14 protein-coding genes are annotated in these 14,169 nt (G+C 63.0%); 5 read left to right on the top strand and 9 right to left on the bottom strand.

The genetic code is table 11. From position 1 onward, the window contains the following. Positions 1 to 147: 147 nt before the first annotated feature. Positions 148 to 1,569 carry a 2-isopropylmalate synthase gene (locus tag WBB85_RS09855; protein WP_432638445.1) on the bottom strand — a complete coding sequence of 474 codons (1,422 nt, stop codon included), beginning with the start codon at positions 1,567 to 1,569 and terminating at the stop codon, positions 148 to 150. A 229-nt stretch (positions 1,570 to 1,798) separates the two neighbouring features. Between WBB85_RS09855 and WBB85_RS09860 the strand changes: the two genes are divergently transcribed. Continuing rightward, on the top strand, positions 1,799 to 3,457 hold the full coding sequence (locus WBB85_RS09860) for an NAD+ synthase (RefSeq protein ID WP_432638446.1): 1,659 nt from the start codon (positions 1,799 to 1,801) through the stop codon (positions 3,455 to 3,457). A 124-nt stretch (positions 3,458 to 3,581) separates the two neighbouring features. Continuing rightward, positions 3,582 to 4,043, top strand: coding sequence for a hypothetical protein (locus WBB85_RS09865; RefSeq protein ID WP_432638447.1), 462 nt, complete (start codon positions 3,582 to 3,584; stop codon positions 4,041 to 4,043). Positions 4,044 to 4,170: 127 nt separating this feature from the next. Here the strand turns inward: WBB85_RS09865 and WBB85_RS09870 are convergent, their stop codons facing one another. From WBB85_RS09870 to WBB85_RS09880, 3 genes are read right to left on the bottom strand one after another with little or no spacing between them, the layout of a single operon-like run. Then, positions 4,171 to 5,094, bottom strand: coding sequence for an MBL fold metallo-hydrolase (locus WBB85_RS09870; protein ID WP_432638448.1), 924 nt, complete (start codon positions 5,092 to 5,094; stop codon positions 4,171 to 4,173). Positions 5,095 to 5,150: 56 nt separating this feature from the next. Beyond that, a complete protein-coding gene (locus WBB85_RS09875; protein ID WP_432638449.1) occupies positions 5,151 to 5,888 on the bottom strand; it encodes a M50 family metallopeptidase in 738 nt (245 codons plus the stop codon). Continuing rightward, positions 5,885 to 6,292 (bottom strand): metallopeptidase family protein, encoded by a 408-nt coding sequence (locus tag WBB85_RS09880; RefSeq protein ID WP_432638450.1) that lies wholly within the window; start codon positions 6,290 to 6,292, stop codon positions 5,885 to 5,887. The genes WBB85_RS09875 and WBB85_RS09880 overlap by 4 nt, the downstream gene beginning before the upstream one ends. A gap of 76 nt (positions 6,293 to 6,368) precedes the next feature. On the opposite strand from WBB85_RS09880, the gene gltX reads away from it, so the two are divergent. Then, positions 6,369 to 7,691, top strand: a complete 1,323-nt coding sequence (gltX, locus tag WBB85_RS09885; RefSeq protein ID WP_432638451.1) for a glutamate--tRNA ligase — start codon at positions 6,369 to 6,371, stop codon at positions 7,689 to 7,691. A 408-nt stretch (positions 7,692 to 8,099) separates the two neighbouring features. Continuing rightward, positions 8,100 to 9,674, top strand: a complete 1,575-nt coding sequence (locus WBB85_RS09890) for a calcium-binding protein (RefSeq protein ID WP_432638452.1) — start codon at positions 8,100 to 8,102, stop codon at positions 9,672 to 9,674. Between the two features lie 46 nt (positions 9,675 to 9,720). Here WBB85_RS09890 and WBB85_RS09895 read toward each other — a convergent pair whose 3' ends face one another. The 5 genes from WBB85_RS09895 to paaA form a co-directional block, all read right to left on the bottom strand. Continuing rightward, entirely contained in the window at positions 9,721 to 10,770 is a 1,050-nt protein-coding gene (locus WBB85_RS09895) for a 2Fe-2S iron-sulfur cluster-binding protein (RefSeq protein ID WP_432638453.1), read from the bottom strand. Positions 10,771 to 10,779: 9 nt separating this feature from the next. Continuing rightward, on the bottom strand, positions 10,780 to 11,253 hold the full coding sequence (paaD, locus tag WBB85_RS09900) for a 1,2-phenylacetyl-CoA epoxidase subunit PaaD (RefSeq protein ID WP_432638454.1): 474 nt from the start codon (positions 11,251 to 11,253) through the stop codon (positions 10,780 to 10,782). Continuing rightward, on the bottom strand, positions 11,250 to 11,990 hold the full coding sequence (paaC, locus tag WBB85_RS09905) for a 1,2-phenylacetyl-CoA epoxidase subunit PaaC (protein WP_432638455.1): 741 nt from the start codon (positions 11,988 to 11,990) through the stop codon (positions 11,250 to 11,252). Before paaC ends, paaD begins: the two co-directional genes overlap by 4 nt. Then, positions 11,990 to 12,271, bottom strand: coding sequence for a 1,2-phenylacetyl-CoA epoxidase subunit PaaB (gene paaB, locus WBB85_RS09910; protein ID WP_432638456.1), 282 nt, complete (start codon positions 12,269 to 12,271; stop codon positions 11,990 to 11,992). Before paaB ends, paaC begins: the two co-directional genes overlap by 1 nt. Before the next feature lie 67 nt (positions 12,272 to 12,338). Continuing rightward, positions 12,339 to 13,334: a 1,2-phenylacetyl-CoA epoxidase subunit PaaA gene (paaA, locus tag WBB85_RS09915; protein ID WP_432638457.1), complete on the bottom strand. Its 996-nt coding sequence runs from the start codon at positions 13,332 to 13,334 to the stop codon at positions 12,339 to 12,341. Between the two features lie 114 nt (positions 13,335 to 13,448). On the opposite strand from paaA, the gene WBB85_RS09920 reads away from it, so the two are divergent. Beyond that, a partial coding sequence (locus WBB85_RS09920) for an SDR family oxidoreductase (RefSeq protein ID WP_432638458.1) occupies positions 13,449 to 14,169 on the top strand: 721 nt, incomplete at its 3' end.

The raw sequence follows: 14,169 nt of genomic DNA on the forward strand, positions 1-14,169 counted from the left end.
CTCCATTGCAGATACCAGCTTGAATCACACGCAGCGCGCGATGTGAATCCCTTTTGTCAACACGGCCTAACTTCGCCCGCCTCCCAATCACGGAAAGAATCGCGTTCGAACTTGCCGCGAATGGCCAGTTCCCGTATTAAACGGCGCTCAGTTCGCCGCCCCCTCCGCTTCCGGTTCGGTCAACGCGCCGTCGGTCCATGTGCCGGACGCGACCTCGCCCGAAGCATAGCGCATGACACCCTGTCCCTGGCGCTTGCCTGCGGCGAAGCTGCCCTCATAGACGTCGCCATTGGCATAGGTCGCCACCCCGTCGCCGTCGATCTCGCCCGCCTTCCAGCCGCCGGAATAGCGGAAGCCGTCAGGCATCACGATTTCGCCTGTCCCGTGACGCTGGCCGCCTTCAAACGCACCGGTATAGACGGTGCCATCGGCGTAGGTCGCAACCCCCTGACCGCCGCGCTGACCGTCCTGCCAGTCGCCGGTATAGGAATAGCCGTCAGGATAGGTCATCGTGCCTTTCCCGTGGTTCTTGCCCGCTTTGAAGCTTCCTTCATAGACCAGCCCGTTGGCATAGCGCGCGACCCCGGCCCCGTCGATCACGCCATCCTTCCACTGGCCTTCATAGGTGGCACCGTCAGGATAGGTGATCTTGCCCTGGCCGTTGGCCAGATCGGTCGCGAATTGACCCTCATAGACCGAGCCGTCCGGATAGGTGACACTGCCTGTGCCCTCGATCCGCCCCTCGACCCAGTCACCATCATAGACATAGCCGTCCGCGCCCCGGAAGGCGCCCTTGCCGTGGCGCTGATCGGCCGCGAACTCGCCTTCATAGACATCGCCGTTGGAATAGGTGACCTTGCCCGGCCCCTGCCGTTTGCCCGCAGCAAAGCGGCCTTCGTAGACATCGCCATTCGGCTGGGTCAGCGTGCCGTCACCGCTCATCTCGCCCCCGGCCCAGGTGCCTTCATAGGTCAGTCCGTCGGGCAGGGCCAGCTTGCCCTGACCGGCGCGCTGGCCACGCAGCATGTCACCCTCATAGGTGGCGCCATCGGGATAGGTGATCTTGCCCTTGCCTTCCTTGACCCCGTCGACCCAGTCGCCGTCATAAGTATAGCCCCCCGGCGTTTCCATCCGGCCCGTGCCGTGATGCAGCGCCTTGCGAAAGCCGCCGGTATAGGTCGATCCGTTCTCATAGGACGCGGTGCCCTGGCCCTCGATCTCGCCCTCGGCCCAGTCGCCCTCATAGACGCCGCCATCGGCAAAGGTGATCTTGCCCTTGCCATGCGGCTTGCCCATGACGAACTGGCCTTCGTAGACCGACCCGTTCGGATAGCGCGCAGTGCCTGTGCCAAGGATCTCGCCCTCGACCCAGTCGCCCTCATAGACATAGCCGTTCGGCAGCTGGTAGGTGCCACGGCCGTGCTGCTTGCCGTCCTTGAACGTGCCCTCGTAGATGCCGCCGTCTTCGTATTCCTTGGTCTGGACCTCCTGCGCCAAAGCAGGTCCGGCAGCAAGAGCCATCACCAGTGCGAGCGCTGTCCGAATTCCCGAGCCACCGTTTCCCGTCATGGTCTGCCTCTCTTCCCAATCGTCCTTCGGGTTTCATGGCCGCTCTGGTCGCCTGATCTTCGCGTCCGCCGCCCGGTCCCATGTCCTGTCGCTTGGGGCTGAGCCTAGTAGCCGTGCAGCGCCCTGACAAGTCATCCAAACAGGCGGAAAGCGACTGATTGCCAAGGGGCAATGGCTTTTCCCCGGGCCGGGGTCTGCTAAGAGGGGGGAAACCATATGGAACCTGCCGATGTCCGAGACCTTTCGCCTGACCCTTGCCCAGCTCAACCCGACCGTTGGCGCGCTGACTGAGAATGCGGCCAGGGCCCGCGCCGCCTGGGAAGAAGGCCGCGCAGCCGGGGCGGATATGGTCGCGCTGACCGAAATGTTCATCACTGGCTATCAGACGCAGGATCTGGTGCTGAAACCCGCCTTCGTGGCCGACGCGATGGCCGAGATCGAGCGGCTGGCCGAAGCCTGCGCAGATGGCCCGGCTTTGGGCATCGGCGGCCCTTACCGCGATGAAAGCGGTCTCTATAACGCCTACTACGTGCTGAAAGACGGCAAGGTCGCGGCCCGCATCCTGAAGCACCATCTGCCGAATGAGACGGTCTTTGATGAAGAACGGCTTTTTGTCTCGGCCCCGATCAACGGTCCCTATCAGGTCGGCCCCGTCCGCATCGGAACCCCGATCTGCGAGGATGCCTGGTATGACGATGTGACCGAGACGCTGGCCGAAACCGGGGCCGAGATCCTGCTCGTGCCGAACGGCTCGCCCTATTACCGCAACAAATACGAGGTGCGGGTGAACGTGATGGTCGCGCGGGTGATCGAGACGGGGCTGCCTCTCGTCTATCTCAACATGGTCGGCGGGCAGGACGATCAGGTCTTTGACGGCGGCAGTTTCGTACTGAACCCCGGCGCGGAACTGGCGCTGCAGATGCCGGTCTTTGACGCGTGCATCCGGCATGTGGATTTCGAGCGTGGCGAAACGGGCTGGCAAGCTGTCCGCACCGAACTCGACGCGCGGCCCGATGAATGGGAACAGGATTACCGCGCCATGGTGCAGGGCCTGCGCGACTATCTGGGCAAGACCGGGTTCGGCAAAGTGCTGCTGGGTCTGTCGGGCGGCGTGGATTCAGCACTTGTTGCCACCATCGCCGCCGATGCGGTGGGGCCCGAAAACCTCCGCTGTGTCATGCTGCCCTCGGAATATACCTCGGCCCATTCGCTCGAGGATGCCGGCAGCGTCGCAAAGGCCTTGGGTTGCCGGCTGGATACGGTGCCGATCTCGGGCCCGCGCGCGGCGGTGACTGAGGCACTGGGGCCCTTGTTCGAGGGGACCGCTCCGAGTCTGACGGAGGAAAACATTCAGTCGCGGCTGCGTGGGCTTCTGCTGATGGCGCTCTCGAACAAATTCGGCGAGATGCTGTTGACTACGGGCAACAAGTCCGAGGTGGCAGTTGGTTATGCCACGATCTACGGCGATATGGCGGGGGGCTATAACCCCTTGAAAGACCTCTACAAGATGCGGGTGTTCGAAACCTGCCACTGGCGCAATGCCAATCACCGGCCGTGGATGATGGGCCCGGCGGGCGAGGTCATTCCGCCGCGGGTGATCGACAAGCCGCCCTCGGCCGAACTGCGCCCCGATCAGAAGGACGAAGATAGCCTGCCACCCTATGCGGTGCTTGACGCGGTGCTCGAACGGCTGGTCGACCGCGACCAGTCTGTGGCCGAAGTGGTCGCAGCGGGGTTCGACCGCGACATAGTGAAGAAGGTCGAAAGCCTGATCTACCTGTCCGAATACAAGCGCTTTCAATCGGCGCCGGGGCCACGCCTGACCCGCAAGGCCTTCTGGCTCGACCGGCGCTATCCGATTGTCAACCGCTGGCGCGACGGAGGCTGACTGGAGGGCAGGCGGACCTGTTCGTTTTGGAGATCTCACCCCGAAAACACAATCTAAAGCTGCATTTTGTTGCCTGAATACTATATCAGGTATCCCGCACACTGTTTTGCACAAAGGGAAAGCGATGAGTATTGAAGCCTCGACAGGATTGTTCGCCGTTTTGACAGTGTATTTCATAGAGTACCTTCCTGACGCACAATGGGCAGTTTGGACCCTTTGTGCGGTTTGGGGGGCACTGGCCTATTCAACGCTCTTGAGTGCGGACACAAAGGGCATGATCAAGGTTCAAAATTTTTTTGCAGCGCCTGCCGTGGTCGCCGGAGGTGTGGCAAGTTTTCTGCTCGCGCAGGGTGCGCCAACCAATATCGCAGTCATGTATCTGACCGCATTGTTTGCGTTGTTCATGCAGGGAAACCTCGCGGCGTTTTCGCTCTTCGGGCTACGTGTTCTCGCGATGGATCGTACGGTGCATGCGAAGATCAGAAGACGCCTCGCCGCACATGCAGCCTTTTTTGTTGCGTGGCTCCTTGTCAGTCTTCTTGTCGTGGAAGTGTTACATTTGGCAGCTTCCGGTGCGCTTCCGTAGCCACGTCTGGCGCTGCTCAAGGCGGCACGCATGATACCCTCACAACGTCTGCTGGAGGGCGTCAGACAAATCGCACGGCCACATCCGCGGGTCGTAACGAAAAGGATTACGGCCCGCGGATGCCCGTTCAGCCCAGCATCAGCTGGTACGAGGACGGCACATAGCGGAAGCCGTCGCCATCGGCCTCGACAAACCCGGTGGCGGGGAAGGGCATGTGATAGCCGATGAAGGGCAGCCGGTCGGCGGCGATCATGCCCAGCATCTTGCGCCGTGTGGCGGCGGCGGCGGCTTTGTCCATGTCGAACTTTACTTCCCAGTCGGGTTTGGCCAGCGACCAGACATAATGGTTCGCGGTGTCGGCGATCAGCACCAGCCCCTTGCCGCCACTTTCGATCATGTAGCCCATATGGCCCGGCGTGTGGCCGTGGGCGGCGATCGCGGTGATGCCGGATGTAACGCTGCCACCATCATTGAGGAAGGTCATCTTGTCATTGAGCGGTTTGACCTTGCCGTCGAAGCCTTCATTGCCCGCTGCCGACCAGTGATTGTGCTCAGTCGCACCTGTCACGTAGCTTGCATTGGGGAACGTGTCGCCTGCATCCGAGTTCAGCCCGCCGATATGATCGCCATGCATATGGGTGATGACGACCTTATCGACCTGATCGGGCGTGTATCCGGCTGCGGCCAATGCCGCCGTGATGCCTTCGGCATTCAGACCAGTGTCGAAAAGCACCAGTTCTTCGCCGGTATTTACCACCGTGGGCGTGAAAAAGAATTGCGCCGCATTGATCGGCAGATGGGCTGCATCCGAGACGGCAGCAAAGTCTTCTGCACTCACATTCATGCCGAAGATTGATTGCGGCTCTTCCACGGCCCGCGTCCCGGCCAGAAGCGTCGTCACCTCAAAATCGCCATGCTTGAAGCGGCTGAAGAGCGGCGCGGCCATGCCCTTCATCTCAGCCTTTGCGCGGGCAGGCGCGGCAGAAAGGGCAACAAGCGGCGCGGCGGCCCCGGCCATAAGCGCGTGGCGGCGGGTAAGATTGGTGGTCATGGCAGCCTCCCTGAAGTGTTCTGGAAAGCCTAAGCGACGCTGGTCAGCAGTGCTGATCACATTCTTGTGTTAACGGACCGCTCTGACGGTAAGGCCGGGGAGGTGCGAAATGCGATACTGCTGCTGGGGCCAAGACCGTAGCGCAGGCATATCCCGATCATCACGAGGCTGATGATCAGCCAGAGACCGCCCCAGAGAACCGTTGCCCCGCCATAGTACTCGGCCAGCATGCGCGCGTCCGACCGCAGGCCGGACCTAGCGATTGTGTCGGACCAGATGTCGTAGGGAACATAGATCAGGCTGGTCAGCCCAATGACGCGAAGCATAAGGTCGTTTGCGGCCCTGCCCAACCAAGCGGCACTTGCCAGCATGGCGACACCGCCGATGCCGCCGAAGATCAGTGGAAAGGGTGTGCGGAAGTAGAGTGCAGTGACAGCAAGCAGAAGAACGCCGAGCGCCGCCATGAAAACCCGGTCGGCACGGGTGCGAACCGCGAGCATGAAAAGCGCCATGCCGATGAAGAGCGAGCCAAGATAGCCCGCCGACCAGATGACAAAGGGATTGCCGCCGCGCGACAGGACATGACCGCTCTGATCGCCCGCGATCGTAAATTCCTCGACCGTTCCGCCGGTCGCGACGGCGGCGGCTGCGTGCGACAGTTCATGCAGGAAGACGGTGAGGATCTTCAGCGGCAGCGCGGCATAGGTGTTCCAGTGGAGAAAGACCAAAGCCGTCAGCGCGACAAGCTGCCAGTGATCCCTGAACCGGGACAGCAAGCGAGCGGGGCGAGTCACTCCCACCAGCGGTCGATCCGGGCGATATCCTCGTCCGACCAGCCGAAATGGTGGGCGAGTTCATGGACCATTATATGGGCGACCAGCTGGCCGAGCGAGACATTGCCGCGTTCCGCCCATTCGTCGAGGATCGGGCGGCGGAAAAGCCAGATCGTATCGGGCCGGTCAACGACATCCATCACCGATTTCTCGGTCATCGGAATGCCGTCATAAAGCCCGGTCAGTTCGAACGGGTTTTCGATATTCATATCGTCGAGGAAATCCTCCGGCGGAAACTCCTCGATCCGAACCATGACGTTGCGGGCAGGGGCCGCGAACTCTGCGGGCAGGTCCGCGACGGTTGCCCGCGCCATCTGTTCGATTGTGAAAAGGTCGGGCGCGGTGCGCCCCAGCCAGTCATTCATACGTGTCTCCTAACCCCTCCTCATATGGACAAAATGCGCGTCCTGTGAAAGAGGGGGCGCGACAGGAGACCATTCCATGACCGTGACCCGTTTCGCCCCGTCGCCCACCGGCTATATCCATGTGGGCAACCTGCGCACCGCGCTGATGAACTACCTGATCGCCCGCAAGACCGGCGGCACCTTCATCCTGCGTCTGGATGACACCGATCAGGAACGCTCAAAGCAGGAATATGTCGACGGGATCAAAGAGGACCTCGAATGGCTGGGCCTGACCTGGGACCGGGTGGAGCGTCAGTCCGAGCGGCTGGGGCGCTACGCCGAGGTGGCCAGCGAATTGCGTGCTTCGGGTGACCTTTACGAGGTGTTCGAGACGCCGACCGAGTTGGACCTGAAGCGCAAGAAGCTGCTGAACATGGGCAAGCCGCCGGTCTATGACCGCGCCGGGCTCGGCCTGTCGGCGGAAGAGAAAGACAAGCTGCGCGCCGAGCGCGACGGGTACTGGCGCTTCCGGCTGGACCAGCAACGCACCGAATGGACCGACGGCATTCTCGGCGATGTGTCGATCGATACCGCGTCCGTGTCGGACCCGGTGCTGATCCGCGCCGACGGTCAGGTGCTTTATACTTTCGCGTCCTCCGTCGATGATATCGACATGGGCATCACCCATATCGTGCGCGGCGCGGACCATGTGACCAATACCGCGACCCAGGTGCAGATCATGAAGGCCATCGGCGGCACCCCGCCCGCCTTCGCGCATCATTCGCTGCTGACTGGCCCGCAGGGTGAAGGGTTGTCGAAGCGGCTTGGCACATTGTCGTTGCGTGACCTCCGGGCGCAGGGTGTGGCGAAAGAAGCGCTTCTGAGCCTGATGGTGCGGCTTGGCTCTTCGCAGCCGGTTGAGCTGATGATGTCCTTGGACGAGATTGCCGACGGGTTTGAGTTGAGCCAGTTCGGTGCCGCCCCGACCAAGTTCGATGCCGAGGATCTCTGGCCTCTGACCCGCGCCCGCAATCAGGCCTTGCCCTTCGAGGCGGTGAAGGACCGGATTGCGGCCCTCGGCGTACCAGCCGAAATGGCCGAACGCTTCTGGCGTGTTGCCTCGCAGAATATCACCAAGCTCGATGATCTTGGCGCATGGTGGGCACTTTGCCGGGATGGAGCAGAGCCGGTGATCGCCGCAGAGGACGCCGATTTCGTGGCCGAGGCGATGGCGCTTCTGCCCGCGCCGCCCTTTACCGAGGCGACCTGGGGCGAATGGACCGCAGCGGTGAAGGAAAAGACCGGCCGCAAGGGCAAGGGCCTTTTCATGCCCTTGCGCCACGCGTTGACCGGCCAGCCACACGGGCCCGAAATGGCCGATCTGATGCCGCTGCTGCAAAAGGTCCGCGCGAAGGGATGAATCCGGCAGCGGATGGCCATCCCAAAGGGATGACCCGATCCATGGTCGCGAATGTCCTGCCTCACGCCACGTCTGTCCGGCCAGCCGAACGCAAAAGAGCCTTCGCAAGCCAAAGATCGTTCCGATCCGCGCAAAGCACTTGTGGACCGGCCCGAACCAGCTGACGGCGTAGTCCCGCCGCATGATTCTGCCCGGCGAGTCGCTGACAAGACGACGCAAAGCGCGTGTAATGACCCTTATTGTTTCTCTTGCGGGGCCAATGCGGGCTTTGGGGTGCATTGTGCATGGGATAAACCTGCCAGAACAGACAAATTGTGCCGAAACAGGTGACGATCTAGCCTGCCTGCGGGATGGGGCTTTTGTGTCGGGAACGCGGACGGCATTTCCGGACGAAATCTAGGAAAAAACATGGCGATTTGGGTTGGAACCACCGGCGACGATCTGTTCCCGGGCGTGGCGGATGACAACAGCGGCAATGATGTCCTGCGCGGCGATCTGGGCAACGACACAATCTTCGGCGGGACCGGCGATGACAGGCTGGTCGGCGGGCTGGACAATGGCGCAGGTTCCAGCGGCGCGGATGAGCTGCATGGCGAGGCGGGCAATGACTATCTGATCGGCGACGATGGAGACGACATCCTTGATGGCGGTGCTGATATCGATGAAGCGGGATATGAGAAGGCAAGCCAGGCCGTTATCGTCGATCTGGTCGCGGGAACCGCGATCGCGGGCGCATACGGCACCGATACGCTGATCGGCATCGAAGGCATCCGGGGCTCGGCCTATAACGATACGATGACCGGCGACGGAGGCGACAATTTCTTTCGTGGCATGGCCGGGAATGACAGCCTCGACGGGGGGGCAGGGTTTGATTGGGCCTATTACGACCGTGATGTTTTTGCAGGCGGTGTATTTGGGGTGAGTGTGGATCTTGGGGCGGGGACTGCGACGGATGGGTTCGGGGATGCCGATACGCTGATCAGCATCGAGAACGCCCGGGGCACGTCGCTTGCCGATGTCCTGACCGGCAGCGACGGGGGCAACCATCTGCAGGGCATTGGCGGCGACGATACGCTGACGGGCGGGCTTGGCGATGACAGGCTCGATGGCGGCGCGGGTGCCGACGTTCTCGATGGCGGCCAGGGGTCGGACACGCTTCTGGGCGGGGTCGGGGATGATGCGTTGTACGGGCGGACGGGCAACGACCTGCTTGCGGGCGAGGATGGCAACGACCTCATCTGGGCGTCGCGGGGCGAGGATACGATCGACGGCGGCGATGGCGACGACCTGGTCTATGCGGGCCGCGAGAACGACCTTGTTCAGGGCGGGCTGGGCCAGGATACGCTCCGGGGCGAGCGGGGCGAGGATACGATCGACGGCGGCGACGGCAACGACCTGATCTATGGCGGGACGGAGGATGATCGTATCCTTGGCGGTGACGGCAATGACCGGATCAAGGCCGGGCGCGGCCATGACCGGGTCGATGGCGGCGCGGGCGACGACTGGATCGACGGGGAAAGGGCGGGCGATGTCCTTTACGGCAATGGCGGAAACGATGTGCTTTATGGCGCGGGCGGCTATGATAAGCTATCGGGCGGCACCGATGACGACCGGCTACATGGCGGGTCGGGCAAGGACCGGCTCTATGGCGGGTCGGGCGACGACGTGCTGAAAGGCGGGTCGGGCAAGGACCGGCTCTATGGCGGGTCGGGCGACGATACGCTGCATGGCGGGTCGGGGGCGGATGTGTTCATCTTCACCGCGCTGACCAGTGGCGAGGCTGACCGGATCGCCGATTTCCGGGACGGGGTCGATGTGATCAAGCTTGCCGGCGTGTCGGGCGGAAGCAAAGCGGCCAAATTCGCCGCTCTCGACATCTCCAAAGTGTCGGGCGGGGTCGAGGTCGAATATAACGGCCATGTCATCACCCTCGACGGCGTCTCGCTCGGCGATATCGACAAGGGCGATTTCGTCTTCGTGTGAGTGAGCGCGGGGCGCGGGTATGGAGCGGCGCTAAACTCCCCGGGGCTCAGGTCGCGTCAAAGTCGAGGGTCAGTTTGTCGGTCAACGGCCGCGACTGACAGGCCAGCACAAAACCTGCCTCCAGTTCCCATGGCTCCAGTGAATAGTTCACCGCCATTTCGGCCCGACCCCCGATCACCTTGCAGCGGCAGGTGCAACACATGCCGCCATGGCAGGACCAGGGCAGGTCGACGCCCTGCCGCTGGGCAGCATCGATGATGCCGGTATCGTGCTCCTCATAGCGGAACTGCCGCCGCCGCCCGTCGATCAGCACTTCCACTGTCACACTGTCCGCCGCGGCTTTCGCGGCTGCCCGCGACGGCGCGCGGGGCGCCTCGCCCGACTGGATGAAATGCTCTTGATGAATACGGTCCGGCGCCGCACCCTCTGCGGTAAGGGCTGCCGTCACCTCATCGATCATGCCGCCAGGTCCGCAGAGAAACACCCCCTTGGCCGCCTTCAGATCAATCCCCCGTGCTGCCGAGAGGGTAGCAATTTTAGCCGCGTCGATCCGCCCGTTCAGAACGTCCACATCCTGCGCCCCGCGGCTGAGAATATGGATCATTGTGAAACGCTCTAGATAGCGGTCCTTCAGCGCATCGAGGGCCGCGCGAAACATGATCGTCTCGACCGAACGGTTGCCGTAGACCAGCGTCACCTGCCCGCCAGTTTCCAGCACCGCCGCGGCTATTGCCATCATTGGCGTGATGCCCGACCCGACCGCGATCAGCAGCACGTCAGTTTCGCCCCGCCATATGAACCGCCCCTCGGGTGGCATCACCTGCACCCGGTCGCCGGGCTGAAAGCCTTGAGCGAAGCCGGAAAACCGGCCGCCTTCGACCCGCTTGACTCCGACACTGAGATCGGCCCCCGGCGCCGAGGCAATGGAATAGGACCGCCGGATATCCGCGCCCCCGACCTCGGCCCTCAGCGTCAGATGCTGGCCCGGTGTGAACGCGAAGGTGTCGCGCAATGCCTCGGGCACCTCAAAGACCAGCTGCACGGCCTCATCCGTCTCGGGGCGCACCTCGCGGATCGCCAGTTCATGAAACGCCATAAAAGCCCCTCAGATACATTTGAAATAGTCGAACGGTTCGCCGCAACCGGTGCAGCGATAATGCGCCTTGCAGGGGGTTGAGCCGAATTCGCTGACCCGTTCGGTCGCCTGTGATCCACAGCGCGGGCAGGCCACCTCCGGTGCGGCGAAAAGTGTGGCCTTGCCGCCCGCGATGGGCGGCGCAATACCAAAGGCCCAAAGCTTGTCGCGCCCCTCCTCGGTGATCCAGTCGGTCGACCAGGCAGGTGCCATGACCCGCTCGATCCGGGCCGGAATGCCCGCGTCGCGCAAAGCCGCCGCCACCGCCAGTTCGATGGCCAGAACCGCCGGGCAGCCGGAATAAGTGGGCGACAGCTTGACCACCGCCACATCGCCATCGGCCACCACGCCGCGCAGGATGCCAAGGTCGCCGACCGTCACCGCCGGGATCTCCGGATCGGGCACGTTGGCCGCAACTTCCGCCGCCTTTGCAAGATCGATCACCAGACCGCCCCCGGATGGGTGCGGGCGACCGACTGCATCTCGGCCAGCATATGGCCCAGACCCTCGCCATGCAGCCCCGCGCGGCCACCGGTCTGCATGACAACCCCTTCGGGCAGGGTCAGCCCCGCCTCGGTAAAGATCATGCCGATGACCCGGCCCCAATCGGGCCGCATCTCCGTGCGGCGGGGCAACAGCCCTGCCGTCTCGGCCGCTTGCGCGGCGGGTGAACTTTCAAACATTTCCCCGGTGTAGCGATGCAGATCCTCGACAGCCTGCCCCATCCGCGCGGCACTCTCTTCGGTTCCGTCGCCCAGTCGGATCACCCATTCCCCGGCATGACGGATATGATAGGCAACTTCTTTCGCGGCCTTGGCGGCAATGCCGCGTATGACCTGATCGCCGGAGGCGGAGGTCGCCTGCCAGAAAGGCTTCATGAACGCCGCAAAGTAAAGCTGGCGCAGCATCGTCCGGGCGAAATCGCCGTTCGGGCGCTCCACCAGCAGGCAGTTGCGAAACTCCCGCTCACCGCGAAAATAGGCCAGATCATCCTCGCCCCGCCCCGCGCCCTCCAACTCTCCTGCGCGCGCGTAAAGCCCCCGTGCCACGCCGATCATATCGAGCGCCATATTCGGCAGCGCCAGATCCTCTTCCAGCATCGGCGCATGGCCGCACCATTCCGAGAGGCGATGACCCAGCACCAGACAATCATCGGCAATTTCCAGAAGGCCCTCTTGCATCACATATGCCCCACCTCGTCGGGGATCTCGTAGAATGTCGGGTGGCGATAGATCTTGTCGCCGGTCGGATCGAACATCTCACCCGCATGATCGGGGTCCGACGTGGTGATCGCCGCCGATGGCACGACCCAGACCGAATTGCCCTCGCCGCGCCGCGTGTAGACATCGCGCGCTGCCTGCAAGGCCAGCACGGCATCTGCGGCATGGAGCGATCCCACATGTTTATGCGCCAGCCCGTTCCGGGGCCGGATGAACACTTCCCAAAGCGGTGTCTCTGTCATCGTCTGTCCTTTCATCTTGGCCAAAATACCTCGGGGGTCCGGGGGCAGCGCCCCCGGCGCTCTCCTGCTATTCTGCCGCCAGTTCTCGTGCCGCACGCTTCGCCTCATGGGCCAAAGCCGCCTCGCGCACCCAGGCGCCATCCTCCCAGGCTTTTTTCCGCGCCGCGATCCGGTCGCGGGCCATCGGGCCCTCACCCTTCACCACGCGCCAGAATTCGCCCCAGTCGATGGGACCGTGCCGGTATCCGCCGCGGCCCTCGTTCAGCGCATCGTCCCAGCGCATCTCCGGGTCCGGCACCGTCAATCCCAGATACTTTGCCTGCGGCACCGTCGCGTCGATGAATTTCTGGCGCAGTTCGTCATTGGTGAAGCGCTTGATTTTCCACGTCATCGACTGTTCGGTGTGCGGGCTGTCGGAATCATGCGGCCCGAACATCATCAGGCTTGGCCACCACCAGCGATCCAGCGCGTCCTGCGCCATCGCCTTTTGCGCCTCGGTCCCCCGGCAGAGGGTCAGCATGATCTCGTAGCCCTGCCGCTGGTGGAACGATTCCTCCTTGCAGATGCGGATCATCGCGCGGGCATAGGGCCCGAAGGAGCAGCGGCACAAGGGGATCTGGTTCATGATCGCCGCACCATCAACCAGCCAGCCGATCGTGCCGATATCCGCCCAGGTCAGCGTCGGATAGTTGAAGATCGACGAATATTTGGCCTTGCCCGCCAGCAACTCCCCGGTCATCTCGTCCCGCGTCACGCCCAGTGTTTCGGCCGCGGAATAGAGATAGAGCCCATGCCCGCCCTCATCCTGAACCTTGGCCAATAACGCGGCCTTGCGCTTCAGGGACGGCGCGCGGGTGATCCAGTTGCCTTCGGGCAGCATGCCGACGATCTCGGAATGGGCGTGCTGGCCGATCTGGCGCACCAGGGTCCGGCGATAACCCTCGGGCATCGCATCTTTCGGTTCGATCTTTTCCTCGGCGTCGATGCGGGCCTGAAATTCGGCAAGGAACGCTTCGGTTTCCCCGCTTCTGCCATCGGCCCCGATCAGACCCTGAGAATACATGCATGCCTCCTCCGTTCGTTGGTCGATAATACGTTACAGAATCAACAATCCAAAATCATTTCTGTAACGCTTTGTCATCTTGCGCCTTTCCGCCCAAGCCGAAATAGTCCGGCCATGACCGGAACGCTTCTTTCACTCGGCCACGGCTATTCCGCCGCAGCCCTCGCCCGCCGCCTCACAGGCTGGAGCACCATTGGCACGACCCGCAGGGCGGAAAAGGCCGACCGTTTGGCCGGGCAGGGGGTTGAGGCCCTGCTCTGGCCCGGCGCGGACCTGCGCCCCGCCATATCGCGGGCGACCCATATCCTCGCCTCTATCGCGCCCGGCGATGACGGCGACCCGTTTCTTGCCGAATACGGCGATGCCATCGCAAAGGCCGCGCCGCATCTGAAATGGGTGGGGTATCTTTCGACAACCGGCGTCTACGGCGACCATCAGGGCGGTTGGGTGGATGAGACAACGCCGCTGACCCCCGGCACGAAACGCGGGCGCATCAGGGTGCTGGCTGAAAGCCAGTGGCAGGCATTGGCAAACAGCGCGGGTCTGCCGCTTCACATCTTCCGCCTTGCAGGCATCTACGGGCCGGGCCGCGGTCCGTTCGAAAAGGTGAAGAATGGCACCGCGCGCCGCATCATCCGGCCTAACCAATACTTCAGCCGCATCCATGTCGAGGATATCGCGGCGGTGCTGGCGGCCTCGATCGCGAAACCCGATCCGGGTGCCATCTACAATGTCGCCGATGACGATCCCTCGCCGCCCGAGGACGTGCTGGCCGAAGCCGCCCGCCTGCTCGGCCTGCCCTTGCCGCCGGAAGTGTCCTTCGACGAGGCCGAGA

Source organism: Albidovulum sp. (assembly GCF_049646345.1).
GTDB lineage: Bacteria > Pseudomonadota > Alphaproteobacteria > Rhodobacterales > Rhodobacteraceae > Albidovulum.

Bases quoted from the DNA above. Each gene is read 5' to 3' on its own strand.
- WBB85_RS09860 (WP_432638446.1), top strand. From the start codon at position 1,799: ATGTCCGAGACCTTTCGCCTGACCCTTGCCCAGCTCAACCCGACCGTT.
- WBB85_RS09880 (WP_432638450.1), bottom strand. From the start codon at position 6,292: ATGAATGACTGGCTGGGGCGCACCGCGCCCGACCTTTTCACAATCGAA.
- WBB85_RS09890 (WP_432638452.1), top strand. From the start codon at position 8,100: ATGGCGATTTGGGTTGGAACCACCGGCGACGATCTGTTCCCGGGCGTG.
- gltX (WP_432638451.1), top strand. From the start codon at position 6,369: ATGACCGTGACCCGTTTCGCCCCGTCGCCCACCGGCTATATCCATGTG.
- paaC (WP_432638455.1), bottom strand. From the start codon at position 11,990: ATGCAAGAGGGCCTTCTGGAAATTGCCGATGATTGTCTGGTGCTGGGT.
- WBB85_RS09865 (WP_432638447.1), top strand. From the start codon at position 3,582: ATGAGTATTGAAGCCTCGACAGGATTGTTCGCCGTTTTGACAGTGTAT.
- WBB85_RS09895 (WP_432638453.1), bottom strand. From the start codon at position 10,770: ATGGCGTTTCATGAACTGGCGATCCGCGAGGTGCGCCCCGAGACGGAT.
- paaA (WP_432638457.1), bottom strand. From the start codon at position 13,334: ATGTATTCTCAGGGTCTGATCGGGGCCGATGGCAGAAGCGGGGAAACC.
- WBB85_RS09870 (WP_432638448.1), bottom strand. From the start codon at position 5,094: ATGACCACCAATCTTACCCGCCGCCACGCGCTTATGGCCGGGGCCGCC.
- WBB85_RS09855 (WP_432638445.1), bottom strand. From the start codon at position 1,569: ATGACGGGAAACGGTGGCTCGGGAATTCGGACAGCGCTCGCACTGGTG.
- paaB (WP_432638456.1), bottom strand. From the start codon at position 12,271: ATGACAGAGACACCGCTTTGGGAAGTGTTCATCCGGCCCCGGAACGGG.